Below are 17,165 nucleotides of genomic sequence, written 5' to 3'. Positions count from 1 at the left end.
CTAAATGATCCTGGACAGCGCCCGTGTTTTGTTTGTTAAGTCGGACGTGCCGTTCTATTCTCGTGGTCGTATTCAGGACATCTATTCATGGCCACCCTGGCCGCTGTTGTTTCATTATTATTTTATGTGCGTGTACGTGCTTTTACGTAGTGTCACCTAGTCTACCGCGCTGGTAAATAATATGCTGGATTTACTGGGTTACCATTTTTTCGTATTTCAAAATGCAACATTGGCCGATCTGCGCCGCTGTTGCCCAATTCAGCAATTATCTGACCAGCCTGAACGTTCTCCCCTTCTTTGACCAGTATTTTACGATTGTGCCCATAAGCGCTGAGATACTGCTCGCTGTGATTAACGATGACAAGGTTGCCATAACCCAGTAAACCGCTGCCGGCATAGACCACACTTCCGCCAGCCGCCGCCCGTACAGAGTCGCCGGATTTTCCGGCAATATCAATCCCTTTGTTGACTTTCCCCGATGCTGAAAAGTTAGCAATTACAGTGCCAGAGTGAGGCCATCGCCATTTTATATCGGCAACGGTCTGGGTCTGCGACGCCAGAGGTGCGCTTGTGTCAGGCTTTCGGGTAATTGCAGGTTGCCTGGTGGGCTTGGGAGTTCGGGCGCTGCTGCTCGTTACCGCCGTTGCGTTGCGCTTGGCCCCAGCCCCTGCAACGGCTGTAGCGGGCGCTCGGCCACGCTTGTCAAGACGCAACACCTGGCCCGCTCGAATGGTCCAGGGTGCTCGCAAACCATTGGCGTTGCCCAACTCTCGATAATCGCGACCGTAGCGCCAGGCAATGCCGTACAGCGTTTCACCGGACTTGACCATGTGCTGGCCCCAATACACCGGGGGGTTATAAATATCGTCCTGGTAAAGCGCCGCTGTATTGCAACCGCTCAGCATCAACGTCAACCACAACAGGGTTGCGGCCGGATAGTTGAATAAAACGCGAGGCTGGAAAATCACGACATAGGTACCGATGCGGTTATGAAAAATTCAGCTCAACAATAATGCAAGCTCGCGCCGGTGTCTAAGTAGTTTCGGGATATTCGCTGTAAGCAACTCTTGTTGCGATGATTTTTCAAACTGGCGCAACAGGATTGACGGGCACTGGTGTTACCCGGGGGAACAGGACTTCTTACATTTCGTAACATTCAAGAGCGCTTGCGCCCGGCAAAGCGCAACCCCAACCACTCCACCACCAGCACCATCAGAATGCCCGCCACGGCCATCAGCAAGGCCTGGAAAACGAGTGGATTCAGGTCGGTCAGTTCAGCAAACAGCGCCGGGCTAATGCTGATTTCGTGCACGGGCACCTGCTCTCCGGCGCTGTTGATCCGCCAGCTCAGAGTTTCTTTCCAGGGCCAAACCTTGTTCAGCGCGCCCAGCATAAATCCGATCAACAGTGCCAGAACACCGTCGTGAAAACGGTCAAAGGCCCAGGTGATGATACGAGCAATGGAAAAAAGACCCGCCGCGCAGCCGCCAACAAACAGTAACAACAACGCAACGTCAAAGCCTTTTATAGCACTGAGCACTGGCAGGTACATGCCCATGATGACCAGAATAAAACTGCCGGAAATGCCCGGTAGAATCATCGCACAAATAGCGATAGCTCCAGCGAACAGAAACATGAGCGCCGAAGGTTCGGCGGCCATAGCCGGCAAGCTGGTTATCCACCAGGCAAAGGCCGTCCCCGCCAATAAAGGCAGCACCAGGCGCCAATGATACTGGCGAACTTCACGCCCGACGTGCCACACAGAGGCCAGAATCAGTCCGAAGAAAAAACTCCACAGCAAGATCGGATAAGTGGCCAGTAAGTAGCTGATCGCCGATGCCATGGTGGCAATGCTCAGCACAATGCCACCCAGCAGAGTCAACAAAAAACTACCATCGCAAACCTGCCAGAAAACCGCAACGCGGCCCCGAATCAAGTCGGTCAAAAGCGCTTTAGGCACTGCATTTATCGCCGCCAGCAAGCGAAAATAGATGCCGGTAATAAACGCAATGGTGCCACCGGAAACGCCAGGAACTATGTCAGCCGCACCCATAGCCACACCGCGTAGAAAAACCGACGGCAACCCCTGGGAACGCAAACCTGCATTCTTTGCGTTAGCTTCGTTCGTCTGCGAAGTGAGCGACGTTTGGCTCATCAGCGCACCACTCCGCCCAGCAGAGGCACAAACTTGACCGCTTCCAGCTCGGTGCGCTCAAAACGATCGCCGCGGCGCACAATTTGCACCAGTCTCTGCCGCTCATCCCCCACCGGGGAGATCAGAACGCCGTTGTCTGCCAACTGCTGCAGCAACTCGGAGGGAACCTCTGTGGGTGCGGCGGTCACAATAATGCCGTCAAACGGGCCACGTTCGGGCCAGCCTATACCGCCGTCAGCGTGGCGCAGCACAGCATTACGACACTTTAAATCGCGCAGGCGCTCCCGTGCCCGGTCCTGAAGTGGTTTTATGCGTTCAACACTGAACACCTCGGTAAACAAACTGCACAGCACCGCGGTCTGGTAGCCAGAGCCGGTGCCCAATTCCAACACTTTCTTCGGTTGGTGGGCGAACAGCAATTCGGTCATACGGGCGACAATATAGGGTTGTGACAAGGTCTGGTTGTGGCCAATCGGCAAAGCGGTGTCTTCATAGGCCCGGTGCGCCAAGGCTTCATCGAGAAAAATATGGCGCGGAACTTCGGCTATAGCATCCAACACCTGGGATGACAAAATACCTTTGTCTTTCAGGCGCCGAATCAGGCGCAGGCGGGTACGCCTGGACGTCATGCCTATGCCCTGCAGGTGCGCACTCATTGCGGTTTGCCCGAACTGTCTTCCAAGGCTTCAACCCAGTCACGCAGGCTAGACATCACTTGGTGCCGGGTCATGTCGATATGAACCGGCGTGATCGACACGTAGCCTTGGGAAATAGCGTGGAAGTCGGTGCCCGGGCCGGCATCACCACCGTTACCCGCAGCGCCTATCCAGTAGCGTTTCTTGCCACGGGGACAGGTCACAGACACCGCACCCTCGGCCCGTTCACGGTCGCCCAGGCGGGTTACGCGGAATCCCGCCAGTTCGCTCCAGGGCAAATCCGGTACATTCACGTTCAGAATGGAACGCGGCCCAAGGTCCATTGGTTTGTGGAATTTCAGCAGTGTAGCAACCACCCGTGCGGCGGTGTCGTAATGAAACCGGCCGTTATTAACAAGCGAAACCGCAATCGCTGGAAGGCCTAAATGGCGGCCTTCGGTGGCTGCCGCAACGGTGCCGGAATAAATAATGTCGTCGCCCAGATTGGCGTGGGTGTTGATGCCCGACACGACCCGGTCAAAGGGTTGGTCAAACAAACCGTTTACAGCAAGATGGACACAGTCCGTTGGCGTGCCATCTACCGAGTAAAAGCCGTTAGGATGCTCTTCTACCGTCAAAGGGCGCTGCAGGGTCAGCGAATTACTAGCGCCGCTGTGGTCTCGATCAGGGGCCACCACGTGCAGTTCACCCAGGCCTTGCAGGCCTTCGTAAAGGGCGATTAACCCCGGCGAGTGCACGCCGTCATCGTTGGATAACAGTATTCGCACCTTGTACTCCATAGATTTGTTATTCGGTAAGCCGACTCAGGGCAAGATCCTGCAACGCAAAAACGTCTGCCAGCAGCGTTGTTGCGTACTGGCCGGCGCCCAGCGTAAATTCGATTACTAACGTGGCGCTGTCTTGCCATTCCCAATTCAGGTTTTGCGGTACCAACTGCAGGGGCCGGCGCGCAGGCTGCATGCGAGTGCTGGCAAAGAGCGCAGCTAACTGCGGATTGGCCGCCACGGTCGCACGCTCAAGCTGCTCCTGTTCGCCGGTCGCGCGGGTACCACCATCGCCCCACAACGGGCCCGTGACCCTCTGCTCATCCGGCTCGCCAGCCATCGGCTGGCACCAGCTACCCTTGTTGACACGCTCGGCCAGCACTTCATTAAAAAGCCATGAACGGGCAGCGGAAAAATACAATACATTTTTCGAATCCTGACTGCTACGGCCACCGCGACCACGGCCCTTACCACGGCCTTTGGTGGGGCGATTCAGCGAGCGCGGATTCAACAACAGCGCATGGTCCAGGTTGGCGCCGCTATGACCAAAGCGCTGGGGGCCAAAATAATTGGGCGCGCCAGATTCTGCCAAACGTTCCAGTGCCTGATCGATAGCGGTTCGATCGCCATCCACATTGCGCAAAATAATACGAAAGCCATTACCGCTGTGATTACCGCGTCGCAGCTTGCTCGCGCTGCGACAGCTGTCTATGACTGGCCAGTATTCGCTGACCCTGGCGATAAAATCTGCATCGCTGTCATTCTGGCCCGGGCGATAAAGGCTGAACCACTGCCATGTCACGGCATGGCGATCTTTGAGGCCGCAAAAGCTCACGTCAAAGGGGCGTAAATCGGCCAACGCTGCCAGTTCACGGGCGACATATTCGGTATTGTCGCCGGTTTTTTGCAGCCGCAAGCAGAGGTGTTCGCCGGCATTGCCACTGCCGTTTTCGCCCTGAATGCTGGCCTTGTCCAGAACTTCACTAACCTGGAAGTCGTCTGCACCGTGTTTAAAATCGGCACTGGCCACGCATTTGCCGGTAGATAATGGCCATTGCAGACGCCAGTAATGGCCTTGCGCCGGATCTGGAGTGTCGTTTTGAAGGCCGTTTTGAGTATCGTTCATGAGTTTTGTGCTTGCAGCAGGCAAATCGCCTGGCAGGCAATGCCCTCCCCGCGGCCGGTGAAGCCCAGCTGCTCGCTGGTGGTGGCTTTCACACTGACCTGACCGGCGGTAATGTTTAGGTCTTCTGCAATATTCACACGCATGGCGTTGACGTGGGGCGCCATTTTGGGTGCCTGGGCGATGATGGTGACATCCACATTCACCACGCTGTAATTCAGTTCCTGAACCCGCTGCATGACGCGACGCAGCAGATCACGACTATCGGCACCGGCCCAGTCCGCGCTGGTGTCCGGAAACAGGTGGCCAATATCACCCAGCGCAAGAGCGCCAAGCAGCGCATCCGCCAACGCGTGCAGCAGCACGTCACCGTCCGAGTGAGCCTTTAAACCACGACTATAGGGAATACTGACACCCCCCAGAACAATCTTGTTGCCTTCACAAAAAGCGTGAACATCAAAGCCCTGACCAATTCGCATACTAATTCCGTTCGGATGACCAAATTATAACTGGCCAAGAATGAAGCCGGCCAGCGCCAAGTCCGCAGGCACGGTGATTTTGATATTGTCCGGCCGCCCTTCAACCAGCAGTGGCCGATGGCCCGCCTGCTCCATCGCCGAGGCCTCGTCGGTTAGTGCAAAACCCTGATTTAGCGCCCTTTGTAAGGCGTCACGCAACAGGCCGTAGCGAAACACTTGCGGGGTTAGCGCGCGCCACAGGTGGCGGCGATCAACGGTTGACGTCACCGTATCCGGCGCCTGGGGGCTTGCCATTTTGAGGGTGTCAGTGACCGGTGAAGCCAGCAGGCCACCCACGCTGTGGGCACCCACTTTTTCTAACAGCCGTTTAAGATCGTCAGACGCCACGCAGGGGCGAGCCGCGTCATGTACCAACACCCAGTCGTCATTCTTGGCCTTTGGCGCCAATGCCTGTAACGCATTGAGTACCGAATTGGCACGTTCGTTACCGCCGGCGCAAGTTGCAATTCGACTGTCAGAGCTTGCGTTCGTGCCGGCCCACCAAATGTCGGTGGGGCTTAACGGCACTATACACCCTGCCGCCGGCATCGCAGTCAGCAAACGCCGCAGGGTTATATCCAATATGTATTCACCATCAACACGCAGGTACTGTTTTGGGCACTCAGCCGCCATGCGCTGACCAACACCTGCAGCGGGAATAATCAGCCAAAGAGAAGCTTCAGGCATGAGCCGAGACGCCGTGGTTGTGGAGCAGAAAGCAGCGGTTATTGGTCGACCACCAAAAAGAAGGTTTCATCATTGCGTATCAATCCCAGATTGATTCGCGCACGCTCTTCCACCGCACCCTGCTCATTGCGCAGGTTACGTACTTCAGCGTATAACCGCTCATTGCGAGTCGCCAGCGTGTCATTGCCCTGTTGCTGCTCTGCGATGGCCTGTTCCAGCGCCCAAACTTGGGCAAAACTGCCCTCACCGATCCACAAGCGTACCTGCAGTAACAAAACCAGCACAATAATGAAGGCCCAAATAAGTTTGATGGGCGAAAAAAAAGCGCTTGAAGACGGCTCGGCCATAACAGTTTCCGCGTTGCCAGTGGGCGTTGATTGTACGGTTGGCGTCCAGTGCTTATAAAACACTCAACAGCGATAGTATAGACCTTTATAAAGCGGAATAACAAATGCTGCTAACTAACTGTTAAAAAAGGCCATAGCGCCTGGCTTTCAAGCTTGGCACCATGACCTTTGCATTTCCACAGCCAGTAAAAGGGCCGACCTGAACGAGTTAGCGCTGGCCTTTGATCTCACGCAAACCGTTGTAGGCCGCCTTTTCGCCCAGCGTTTCTTCAATGCGCAGTAGCTGATTGTACTTGGCTACACGGTCAGAACGGCACAAAGAGCCAGTCTTGATTTGGCCGGCGCAGGTGGCAACTGCCAGATCCGCGATGGTGGTGTCTTCGGTTTCACCCGAACGGTGCGAGATCACCGCGGTAAATCCTGCGTCCTGGGCCATCTTGATGGCGTCCAGGGTTTCGCTCAGACTGCCAATCTGATTGAACTTGATCAGAATGGAGTTGGCCACGCCGGTGTCGATACCGCGCTTAAGGATTTTAGTGTTGGTGACGAACAAGTCATCGCCCACCAGCTGTACCTTGTCGCCAATTTTGTCGGTCAGTATTTTCCAGCCGTCCCAGTCGCTTTCGTCCATGCCGTCTTCAATCGACACTATCGGGTAGCGCTTAGCCAAGCCCGCCAGGTAATCGGCAAAGCCGGCAGAGTCAAAGCTCTTGCCTTCGCCAGCCAGCACATACTGGCCGTTTTTGTAGAATTCAGAGGCAGCGCAATCCAGAGCCAGGGTAATGTCGGTGCCCAACTTGTAACCGGCTTTTTCTACCGCTTCCTGAATCATTGCCAATGCAGCTTCGTTAGACGGCAGGTTGGGGGCAAACCCACCCTCGTCACCCACTGCGGTGCTCAAGCCCTGTGCCTGCAGCACTTTTTTCAGGCTGTGGAAAATCTCGGCACCAATGCGCAGAGCGTCGGCGAAACTCTTGGCGGCCACAGGCTGCACCATGAATTCTTGAATATCGACGTTGTTGTCGGCGTGTTCGCCACCGTTCAAAATGTTCATCATCGGCACTGGCATGCTGTACTTGCCGGGGGTGCCGTTAATGTCCGCAATGTGCTCGTACAAAGGTTTGCCCAATGACGCCGCAGCGGCTTTGGCGGCGGCCAGTGACACCGCAAGAATGGCATTGGCGCCCAGGTTGGCTTTGTTCTCGGTACCGTCCAGCGCCAGCATGGTGTTGTCCAGGCCACGTTGGTCCGCGGCGTCTTTGCCCATCAGCGCATCGCGGATTTTGCCGTTAATGGCTTCAACGGCTTTGAGCACGCCTTTACCCAAGTAACGGGACGCATCGCCGTCACGCAGTTCCAGCGCTTCGCGGGAACCGGTGGAGGCGCCAGACGGTGCGCAGGCGCGGCCAAGAGTGCCATCTTTAAGAATAACGTCTGCTTCAACGGTAGGGTTACCGCGGGAATCCAGAACTTCGCGGGCTTTGATGTTGGCAATTGTGGTCATTCTTCATGGTCTCCGGGTTTTTAGTCAGAATCGGGTGTAAGAGAGAGCGGGGAACGGCTTTGCGAAAAACGCTCGAGCCCCCTACGGGGCCGGACAGCAATCTTTGATTGCTGTCGTTCGGCTGCGCATGAAGCTTTGCTTCATTGACGCTTACCTCACCCATGGGGCGCTTAGGCTCCGCCATCCATGGCTACGCAAATTTTCGCTAAGCCGTTCCCCGCTCTCTCCCGTTGTTCGTACTCATACTGAAACACCGCCAATCAGGCGGTGTCGATGGGTTTAAAGCTTTTTACCAGGTCGTCGACGGCTTTCACTCTTTCCAAGAACGGCTCAAGCTGACTAAGTCGCAGCGCACAGGGTCCGTCGCACATCGCTTCGTCCGGATTTGGATGAGCTTCCAGGAAGAGACCGGCCAGGCCCTGGGACATGCCTGCCAGCGCCAGTTCCGTCACTTGCGCACGGCGGCCGCCAGCGGAATCGGCGCGTCCACCGGGCATTTGTAACGAGTGGGTTACGTCGAACATGACCGGCACGCTCATGGACTTCATGATGCCAAAGCCAAGCATGTCCACCACCAGGTTGTTGTAACCAAAGCTGCTGCCGCGCTCGCACAGAATGATCCGATCGTTACCGGCTTCCCCGAACTTGGCGATGATATGTTTCATCTCTTGCGGTGCCAGAAACTGGGCTTTCTTGATATTGATGACCGCGCCGGTTTTTGCCATGGCCACCACCAGATCGGTCTGGCGGCTCAAGAACGCGGGCAGCTGAATAATGTCGCACACCTCCGCTGCAGGAGCGGCCTGGGCGGCTTCGTGCACATCGGAAATAATCGGCACACCGAACCTAGCTTTAATATCCGCCAGTATCTGCAGGCCTTTGTCCAGCCCCGGCCCGCGAAACGAGTTTACCGAAGAGCGGTTGGCCTTATCGAAAGAGGCCTTGAACACGTAGGGTATACCCAGTTTACGGCACACCTCTACGTAAGTTTCAGCAACCTCTAACGCCAACTCGCGGGACTCCAGCACGTTCATGCCCGCAAACAGCACGAACGGCTTGTGATTGGCAATGTCGATATCAGCAACGGTAACGGTGCTTTGTGCCATGAATCAGTGCTCCTTGCGATGTGCCAGGGCGGCTTCTACAAAACCCTTGAACAACGGATGGCCATCGCGAGGTGTAGACGTGAATTCCGGGTGGAACTGACACGCCACAAACCAGGGATGGTCTTCCACTTCGACCACTTCCACCAGTTTGCCATCGGTAGAACGGCCAGACACTTTCAAGCCGGCTTCTTCAAGACACAGCAAAAAGTGGTTGTTCACTTCATAGCGGTGACGGTGACGTTCGCGAATCGTTTTGCGGCCGTAACAGTTGGCAATATTGGAACCCTCGACCAGAACGCAATCCTGGCCCCCCAAGCGCATGGTGCCGCCAAGGTCGGAGTTATCGGTACGCTCTTCGCGCTCGCCGCTGGCATCCAGCCATTCGGTGATCAAACCAACGACCGGTTCGGGGCTGTGGGGACGAAACTCGGTGCTGTGAGCGTCTGTCAGACCGGCCATGTTGCGAGCGTACTCAATCACCGCTACCTGCATACCCAGACAGATACCCAAGTAAGGCACTTTGTTCTCGCGGGCATACTGTACGGTGCGGATTTTGCCTTCCACGCCGCGCTCGCCAAAACCGCCAGGCACCAAAATAGCATCAACGTTTCCGAGCACGCCGGTGCCGTCACGCTCGATGTCTTCCGAGTCGATGTAGTTAATATTGACCTTGGTGCGGGTTTTGATTCCGGCGTGTAGCAGGGATTCAATCAACGACTTGTAAGCTTCCAGCAGCTCCATGTATTTGCCAACCATGGCAATGGTCACTTCGTGCTGCGGGTTCATCAGGGATTCAACCACTTTATCCCATTCGCTGAGGTCGGCTTCGCGGGCATCCAGGTTGAAACGCTCGATTACCAGCTGGTCCAGACCATGGTCGTGCAGCATACGCGGAATGACATAAATCGATTTGGCATCACGCAGGGGAATAACCGCACGCTCTTCAACGTTGGTAAACAGAGCAATCTTGCGTCGCGAACTGGCATCCACTTCGTGATCGGAGCGGCACAGCAGAATGTCTGGCTGCAGGCCAATGGAGCGCATCTCCTTCACCGAGTGTTGGGTCGGTTTGGTTTTAATTTCGCCGGCAGTAGCAATGTAGGGCACCAGGGTAAGGTGCATAAACAAAGCGCGACTGGAACCCACTTCCACTTTCAGCTGCCGGCAGGCTTCCAAAAACGGCAAGGATTCGATGTCGCCTACGGTGCCGCCCACTTCCACCAGCGCCACGTCTACGCCTGCGGCGCCTTCAATGACACGGCGTTTGATTTCATCGGTGATGTGTGGAATAACCTGCACGGTGCCGCCGAGATAATCGCCACGGCGTTCTTTACGAATCACTTCTTCGTAAACACGGCCGGCAGTAAAGTTGTTCCGCCGGGTCATCGGGGTGCGAATAAAGCGCTCGTAGTGGCCAAGATCCAGGTCGGTTTCAGCGCCGTCGTCGGTGACAAACACTTCACCGTGCTGGAACGGGCTCATTGTTCCCGGGTCAACGTTAATGTACGGGTCCAGCTTGAGGATGGTTACCTTCAGGCCGCGTGCCTCAAGGATCGCGGCCAGTGAGGCCGATGCGATTCCTTTCCCAAGTGAGGACACAACACCGCCGGTGACGAAAATATAACGCGTCATGCAGATTCCATGATTGTCAGGTTCTGTGGAGGGGGGAGATTGTCATCTCAAGATGGGACGTCAGACTACCAGAAAGCCCCAACCTGCTCAATCACAATCCCGCCCCACAATCAGCCGCCAGCCACTTGAGGGAGCGCTTCCACTGTATTTTTCTGAGCACCATAAAGAACCCACCGCAATTAACTCCTCCGCAGCGCCACAGCCCGCAAACACCAAGGGCAAACGGGATCTTTCCCAAGGTGGCACGGCCTGCTCCTGCAGCCATTTTTTCACGATTTTTGCCGGTCCTTTAGGGTAAAGGCGGATGCGTTCACCGCCCTGCCTCGTAGATACCCGTATTGGCGGCGGCCCAATTCCCTGCTCACTACCCTGATTGTGGTCGCTACTTTGCCGGGCTAACGCCAATGTCCACTCACCCCAACGCAGCGGCTGTTGCGGTAAAACCGGTTGCGAGCCTGCCGGCAAGGGGTTTTGCGCTACCACAAGATACAGTCTGTGTTGAAAGCGTCGAACGCTATAGCCCTGCCCCATCAGTTCTGGCTCACGATCTGCAGCGGCTTCCATTAACCCTGCCAGAGTCCGCTGCCAGTCTGCAGACACAGGCGCAGGTAAGCCGCAAGACTGGCACCACCAGCGCAGCAGGTTGCCCTGCTCCGGAGGCGACAGTTCAGCAAACGCACGCTGGTCCAGCGAATAAGGCTGGCTGTGCTGATAGACCCCATCACAGGCATGCCACTGAAGCTGCGCCAGCTTTTGGTTTAGCGTATGGCTGTCGGCACAGCCGCGGGCTGATGCCTCTACACGCCGTATGAACCATGGCCAGCGGGTTTTTAGCGGTGGAATCACGCTGTTGCGCAGGTAATTGCGATCAAAACGTTGGTCGCTGTTGCTGGGGTCTTCGATCCACGGCAGTCCGGCGCTCTCGGCCCAGGCTTCCAGCTGCGCACGGGAAAACTCAAGCAGCGGTCGCGCCAGAGCACCGGCACCCAAAGCGCGGGTGAAAGGCATGCCCGCCAGACCCGCCACGCCAGTGCCGCGAAACAAACGGAACAGCACGGTTTCCAGTTGATCGTCGCCGTGGTGGGCCAATAATAACAGCTCACCGGCACGCAGTTGTTGTTCAAACACACCGTAGCGGGCTTCGCGCGCAGCCTGCTCCAAGCCCCCGGCGCCCTCTGCCTCGACCGGCACCGTTACCGCAACAACCTGCAGGGGCACGCTAAGGCGCGCACAGGTTTCGCGGCAAAAGGTTTCCACGTCTGCAGCGTTAGGCTGTAACTGGTGATTGATGTGCAGCGCAGATAAGGCGACAGATGCGGGCGTGATTGCCGCGAACAGATGCAACAGTAAAGAAGAATCCAGACCGCCACTGAAGGCAATGCACAGGCGGTCGTGCTGGGGAAGCTGCCTGGCCAGATCGCGCAACGGCGATGGCCAGGCCGGGGCGCTTTGGCTAGCGCCCGCTGTCATAGTGGGTCAGGCGCTCATAGCGCCTTGCAACCAGTTCGTCCAGAGGCAAGCGGGTCAACTCGGCCAGGCCTTCTGCTAACGTAACCTTAAGCGAATTGGCCATATCCTGGGGTTTGCGATGGGCGCCACCCAGGGGTTCTTTTATCACATTATCAGCCAGACCCAGGTCTTTCAGGCGATCTGCCGTCACGCCCATGGCTGCAGCGGCTTCCGATGCGTAATCCGCACTTTTCCACAAAATGGACGCACAACCTTCCGGGGAAATAACCGCGTAGGTAGAATACTGCAGCATGTTCAGCTGATCGCACACACCAATAGCCAATGCTCCGCCAGAACCGCCCTCGCCGATAACAGTGGAAATAATTGGCGTTTTCAAACGCGACATGACCGCCAGATTGAACGCAATGGCTTCACTCTGCCCGCGCTCTTCCGCACCGATACCGGGATAAGCGCCCGGGGTGTCGATAAAGGTCAGAATCGGCATTTTGAAACGCTCGGCCATTTCCATCAGCCGCAAGGCTTTGCGGTAACCTTCCGGGCGCGGCATGCCAAAGTTACGCTTCACTTTCTCGCGCACTTCACGGCCTTTCTGGTGACCAAGCACCATGACCGGCATGTCATTAATACGGGCCGTGCCACCCACCATCGAATAGTCGTCAGCGTAGCGACGGTCACCGTGCAGCTCATCGAAATCGTCAAACAACATCTCTATGTAATCGAGCGTGTAGGGTCTGCGCGGGTGCCGCGCCAACCGCGTAACATCCCACGGTTTGAGGTCAGAGAAAATGCTCTCCGTCAGGCTAACGCTCTTTTTCTTGAGCCGGGCAATTTCATCGGTGATATTGATGTCAGTGTCGTTGCCCACCATCCGCAGCTCTTCGATTTTGGCTTCCAGATCGGCAATGGGCTGTTCGAAATCGAGATAATTAGGGTTCATGATGTTCCGTCATTTGAATTCGTGGCAGCCAAAGCCGCCAGGCCAGAATTTGTGTCCAAGATAACAGTGCAGTCGCCGAGCCTAAAGCGGACATTGGCCTGACTGCACCTACCTGACAAAATGGTAATCTTTACGATGCCACGCCCGCCTCGGCCAGCGCAGCAAACAAATAAGTATTGCCTTTAATCATAGACCAGTTCCACGCTACGGTCGCCCACCAAGTATTTCAGCTCCAGCAGCAGGCTGTCGTTGGGCTCTACCCGCCAGGATGAACCCAACTCAATACGAGTGCTGGCGGCCGGACTGGTGTACTCAATCCACACCGGGCTGCCCTCGCAGCGATGCGGGGCCAGCAATTGTTCCAGTGAATCCAGCAGGCCATTGCCAAGCTGGTTTTCATTCAGCTTCAACTGCAAACCGCGGCTGAACTGCTGGCGGGCGCTGGCTACATCCATCACCGAGTTAACCCGCATCTTCATCTGACCAGAGTAGTCATCGTGGCTGACCTGGCCTTCTACTACAATGACCTGATCTGACTGCAACAGTTCGCGGTTTTCAAAAAACGCTTCGGAAAACAGCGTCGCTTCGATGCGCCCGCTACGATCATCCAGAGTAATAAAGCACATGGTGGAACCGGTGCGCGTTTTCATGGTGCGCTGCGCCACCACCAGCCCGGCTACCCTTTGTGGCGATTTATTGGGTTTCAGGTCGGCGATGGAGGAGCGCACGAAGCGCCGAACTTCGCGCTCGTATTCATCAAACGGATGCCCGGTCAGATAGAGTCCAAGCGTGTCTTTTTCACCTTTAAGCCGTTGTTTTTCAGACCACTCACGAATGTCCGCAACATCGATATAGGCGTCTACGTCAGCGGCGGTTTCCAAGGTATCGCCAAACATGTCCACCATGCCGGCTGCTTCATTACGCGACTGCTGACCGGCCTGTAGTATGGCTTTTCCGATGCTGGCCATCAGCTGGGCTCGGCCGGCGCCTAATGTGTCCATAGCGCCAGCGCGAATCATCGCTTCTAGCGCCCGTTTGTTCACCTTTTTCAGATCAACCCGACGGCAAAAGTCAAACAGATCAGTGAACGGCCCATTTTCTTTGCGCGCTGTAACGATGCTGTCAATGGGGCCTTCACCAAGGCCTTTGATTGCGCCAAGGCCGTACACGACCTGGCCATCGTCATTGGCGGTGAAGGCGTATTCAGAGGTACTGACATCCGGCAGCACCAAATCCAGTTTCAAACTACGGCACTCCTCCACCAGCGTAACCACCTTGTCGGTGTTCTGCATATCGGCGGTGAGCACGGCAGCCATAAACTCAGCGGTGTAGTGAGCCTTTAACCAAAGAGTTTGATAAGACACCAGTGCATAAGCGGCGGAGTGGGATTTGTTGAAGCCGTAACCGGCAAACTTTTCCACCAGGTCAAAGATGTTTTCCGCCAGGGTCTTATCAATATTATTGCCGGCACAGCCATCCAGAAAAAACTGCTTCTGCTTGGCCATTTCTTCGGGTTTTTTCTTACCCATGGCGCGGCGCAGCATGTCCGCGTTACCCAGACTGTAGCCACCCATTACCTGGGCGATCTGCATAACCTGTTCCTGGTACAGGATAACGCCGTAAGTGGGCTCCAATACCGGCTTCAGGCCTTCATACTGATAATCCGGGTGCGGGAAAGACATCGGCTGCTTGCCATGCTTTCGGTCGATAAAGTCGTCTACCATGCCCGACTGCAAAGGGCCTGGGCGGAACAGCGCCACCAGGGCGATCATATCTTCCAGGGAATCCGGTTGCAGACGTCGGATAAGGTCCTTCATACCGCGGGATTCCAGCTGGAACACGGCGGTGGTTTCGGCCTTTTTCAGCATCACGAACGAGGCCGGGTCGTCCAGCGGAATCTCGCTGATGTCCACCGGCTTCAACCCGCGCTTTTCCCGCCGCGGATTGATCATTTTCAGCGCCCAATCGATGATGGTCAGCGTGCGCAGGCCGAGGAAGTCAAACTTCACCAGGCCGGCGTCTTCCACATCGTTTTTGTCGAACTGGGTTACCAGGCTGCCGCCGTCGTCGTCACAATACAGCGGCGAAAAGTCGGTGATTTTAGTCGGCGCAATCACCACACCGCCTGCGTGTTTGCCGGCGTTACGGCACACACCTTCAAGCTTGATGGCCATTTCCCAGATTTCCTGGGCTTCTTCGTCCTGAGCCAGAAATTCCTTAAGTGATGGTTCCTGCTCTACGGCCTTAGCCAGGGTCATACCCACTTCAAACGGGATCATCTTGGACAGTTTGTCCGCCAGCCCGTAAGACTTGCCCTGCACCCGCGCGACATCACGCACCACGGCTTTGGCTGCCATGGTACCGAACGTAATAATCTGCGATACCGCTTCGCGACCGTATTTTTCGGCCACATAGGCGATTACCCGATCGCGGCCTTCCATGCAGAAGTCGACGTCAAAGTCGGGCATGGAGACCCGCTCGGGGTTCAAAAAGCGTTCAAACAGCAGATCGTATTGCAGGGGATCCAGGTCCGTAATCAACTGGGCGTAGGCCACCAGGGAACCGGCACCGGAACCACGGCCCGGCCCCACCGGCACGCCGTTGTTCTTTGCCCACTTGATAAAGTCCATCACGATCAGAAAATAGCCGGGAAAACCCATCTGGATGATGATGTCCAGCTCAAACTTCAGCCGGTCGTAATAAGCCTGGCGCTTGTTGTCGTAATCCGGATCGTCTTTGGGCAGAGTTTTGGCCAGACGATCTTCCAGACCCTCTTCCGATACCTGGCGAAAGTAGTCGTCCATGGTCAGGCCTTCCGGCACCGGATAATTGGGCAGAAAATACTCTCCCATGCGCACGGTAACCGAGCAGCGGCGGGCAATGGCCAGGGTGTTTTCCACCGCTTCGGGAATGTCGGCAAACAGCTCGATCATTTCTTCAGAGCTGCGCAGGTGCTGTTGATCACTAAAGCGGCGGTCGCGGCGCGGATCGTCCAGAGTGCGGCTTTCGCCAATACACACGCGGGCTTCGTGAGCCTCGAAATCTTCCGCATAAATAAAGTGGACATCGTTGGTAGCCACCACTGGCAGACCCAACTCGGCCGCCAGTTCCACATTTAGATGCAAGCAGTCTTCATCACCCGCACGGCCAGTGCGCTGAAGCTCCAGATAAAAACTGCCGGGATACAGGTCACGCCAATAGCAGGCCCGGTCGCGGGCAAGTTTAGGTTTATCTGACAACATCGCCTTGGCAACATCGCCCATTTTGCCACCCGAGAGCATAATCAGGCCTTGACTTCGGGCTTCCAGCCATTCGCGCTTAATGATGGGCTTGCCAAAACGCTGACCCTCGGTATAACCCAGCGAAACAATTTCGGTCAGGTTCAGGTAGCCGTCGTTGTTACTGGCCAGCAGGGTTGTGCGAAACGGGCTTTCTGGCTCATCCGGGTTTTCCAGCCATAAATCGGCGCCAATAATAGGCTTCACCCCGGCGCCAAGCGCGGCTTTGTAAAATCGCACCAGCGAGAACATATTGGACTGTTCGGTGAGCCCTACCGCAGGCATACCAAGCTCCACCACCCGTTTGATCAACGGCTTTACCCGTACCAGGCCATCCACCAAGGAATGTTCAGAGTGAATGCGAAGATGTACAAAGGTCTGGGCAGTCATTGCAGATAATCCTGATTAAAGCGGAAATACGAATAAAACAAATAAAGCCGGCCGCTATCAACGGCCATTTACAGGCCGATGGCGACGCGAATACTGGCCTGGGTCTGCTCGCCAAATAGCACCTGCTGTAACTCGCCCTGTGGGTTTATAACCAGCGTAGCAGGCAGCGCAATGGGCGTTTGCCAGCCGAACTGCGGGCCCGGGTCCTGATTCAGCAGATCAAAGCCAATGCCCATGCGTTCGCCCAGCTGGCGCAGTTCGGCACCGCTGATACCATCAAAGTTAACGCCGAGCACGGTAATAGCCGGGTTCTGGCTCAAGGCATTCAGTTCGGGAATTTCCTTCAGGCAGGGCTTACACCATTCGGCCCAGTAATTCACCAATACCCATTGCCCGCGTAGCTCGTTCCAGGCCAATGGTGCACCTTCATTGCGCTCCAGCTCAATCTTGCTACAACCCGCCAGCGCAACCATCGCGGCAAACACACATGCAGCCGCCGCCAGGCGGCCAGTAATAAAGGCAAAACCGGTCACAGGGTATTGCAAGCAAAGTCCTCCTGTTAAACTATGCGACCGCGAATTTATATTCGCCCGCCACG

Annotated in this window: 15 protein-coding genes; all 15 read right to left on the bottom strand. The window is 56.0% G+C overall.

Going from position 1 to position 17,165, the window contains the following annotated elements; translation table 11 throughout:
- Positions 1–161 precede the first annotated feature (161 nt).
- The 15 genes from ATG98_RS15325 to ATG98_RS15255 all read right to left on the bottom strand — a co-directional run bounded on the left by ATG98_RS15325 (position 162) and on the right by ATG98_RS15255 (position 17,112).
- Positions 162–968, bottom strand: coding sequence for a peptidoglycan DD-metalloendopeptidase family protein (locus tag ATG98_RS15325; RefSeq protein WP_098417997.1), 807 nt, complete (start codon positions 966–968; stop codon positions 162–164).
- A 188-nt stretch (positions 969–1,156) separates the two neighbouring features.
- Positions 1,157–2,155, bottom strand: coding sequence for a DUF368 domain-containing protein (locus tag ATG98_RS15320; RefSeq protein ID WP_098417996.1), 999 nt, complete (start codon positions 2,153–2,155; stop codon positions 1,157–1,159).
- Positions 2,155–2,811, bottom strand: a complete 657-nt coding sequence (locus tag ATG98_RS15315) for a protein-L-isoaspartate(D-aspartate) O-methyltransferase (RefSeq protein WP_098423747.1) — start codon at positions 2,809–2,811, stop codon at positions 2,155–2,157. Before ATG98_RS15315 ends, ATG98_RS15320 begins: the two co-directional genes overlap by 1 nt.
- A complete protein-coding gene (gene surE / locus ATG98_RS15310; protein ID WP_098421613.1) occupies positions 2,808–3,578 on the bottom strand; it encodes a 5'/3'-nucleotidase SurE in 771 nt (256 codons plus the stop codon). Before surE ends, ATG98_RS15315 begins: the two co-directional genes overlap by 4 nt.
- A gap of 19 nt (positions 3,579–3,597) precedes the next feature.
- On the bottom strand, positions 3,598–4,701 hold the full coding sequence (truD, locus tag ATG98_RS15305) for a tRNA pseudouridine(13) synthase TruD (protein WP_098417994.1): 1,104 nt from the start codon (positions 4,699–4,701) through the stop codon (positions 3,598–3,600).
- Positions 4,698–5,177, bottom strand: a complete 480-nt coding sequence (gene ispF / locus ATG98_RS15300) for a 2-C-methyl-D-erythritol 2,4-cyclodiphosphate synthase (RefSeq protein ID WP_098417993.1) — start codon at positions 5,175–5,177, stop codon at positions 4,698–4,700. The genes truD and ispF overlap by 4 nt, the downstream gene beginning before the upstream one ends.
- Before the next feature lie 24 nt (positions 5,178–5,201).
- Positions 5,202–5,903: a 2-C-methyl-D-erythritol 4-phosphate cytidylyltransferase gene (gene ispD, locus ATG98_RS15295; RefSeq protein WP_098423745.1), complete on the bottom strand. Its 702-nt coding sequence runs from the start codon at positions 5,901–5,903 to the stop codon at positions 5,202–5,204.
- Between the two features lie 38 nt (positions 5,904–5,941).
- Positions 5,942–6,250 carry a septum formation initiator family protein gene (locus ATG98_RS15290; RefSeq protein WP_098417991.1) on the bottom strand — a complete coding sequence of 103 codons (309 nt, stop codon included), beginning with the start codon at positions 6,248–6,250 and terminating at the stop codon, positions 5,942–5,944.
- A gap of 208 nt (positions 6,251–6,458) precedes the next feature.
- On the bottom strand, positions 6,459–7,754 hold the full coding sequence (gene eno, locus ATG98_RS15285) for a phosphopyruvate hydratase (RefSeq protein ID WP_098417990.1): 1,296 nt from the start codon (positions 7,752–7,754) through the stop codon (positions 6,459–6,461).
- A 260-nt stretch (positions 7,755–8,014) separates the two neighbouring features.
- Positions 8,015–8,860 carry a 3-deoxy-8-phosphooctulonate synthase gene (kdsA, locus tag ATG98_RS15280; RefSeq protein ID WP_098417989.1) on the bottom strand — a complete coding sequence of 282 codons (846 nt, stop codon included), beginning with the start codon at positions 8,858–8,860 and terminating at the stop codon, positions 8,015–8,017.
- 3 nt (positions 8,861–8,863) lie between these two features.
- Positions 8,864–10,492 carry a CTP synthase gene (locus ATG98_RS15275; RefSeq protein WP_098417988.1) on the bottom strand — a complete coding sequence of 543 codons (1,629 nt, stop codon included), beginning with the start codon at positions 10,490–10,492 and terminating at the stop codon, positions 8,864–8,866.
- A gap of 87 nt (positions 10,493–10,579) precedes the next feature.
- Positions 10,580–11,962: a tRNA lysidine(34) synthetase TilS gene (gene tilS / locus ATG98_RS15270; RefSeq protein ID WP_098423743.1), complete on the bottom strand. Its 1,383-nt coding sequence runs from the start codon at positions 11,960–11,962 to the stop codon at positions 10,580–10,582.
- Positions 11,946–12,899, bottom strand: coding sequence for an acetyl-CoA carboxylase carboxyl transferase subunit alpha (accA, locus tag ATG98_RS15265; protein WP_098417986.1), 954 nt, complete (start codon positions 12,897–12,899; stop codon positions 11,946–11,948). Before accA ends, tilS begins: the two co-directional genes overlap by 17 nt.
- Before the next feature lie 182 nt (positions 12,900–13,081).
- Positions 13,082–16,567 carry a DNA polymerase III subunit alpha gene (dnaE, locus tag ATG98_RS15260; protein ID WP_098417985.1) on the bottom strand — a complete coding sequence of 1,162 codons (3,486 nt, stop codon included), beginning with the start codon at positions 16,565–16,567 and terminating at the stop codon, positions 13,082–13,084.
- 68 nt (positions 16,568–16,635) lie between these two features.
- Positions 16,636–17,112 carry a TlpA family protein disulfide reductase gene (locus ATG98_RS15255; RefSeq protein ID WP_098417984.1) on the bottom strand — a complete coding sequence of 159 codons (477 nt, stop codon included), beginning with the start codon at positions 17,110–17,112 and terminating at the stop codon, positions 16,636–16,638.
- Positions 17,113–17,165 lie beyond the last annotated feature (53 nt).

The sequence above is a fragment of the Marinobacter sp. LV10R520-4 genome (genome assembly GCF_002563815.1).
In the GTDB taxonomy this organism is placed as follows: domain Bacteria; phylum Pseudomonadota; class Gammaproteobacteria; order Pseudomonadales; family Oleiphilaceae; genus Marinobacter.
This window is presented reverse-complemented; position numbering and strand designations above follow the sequence as displayed.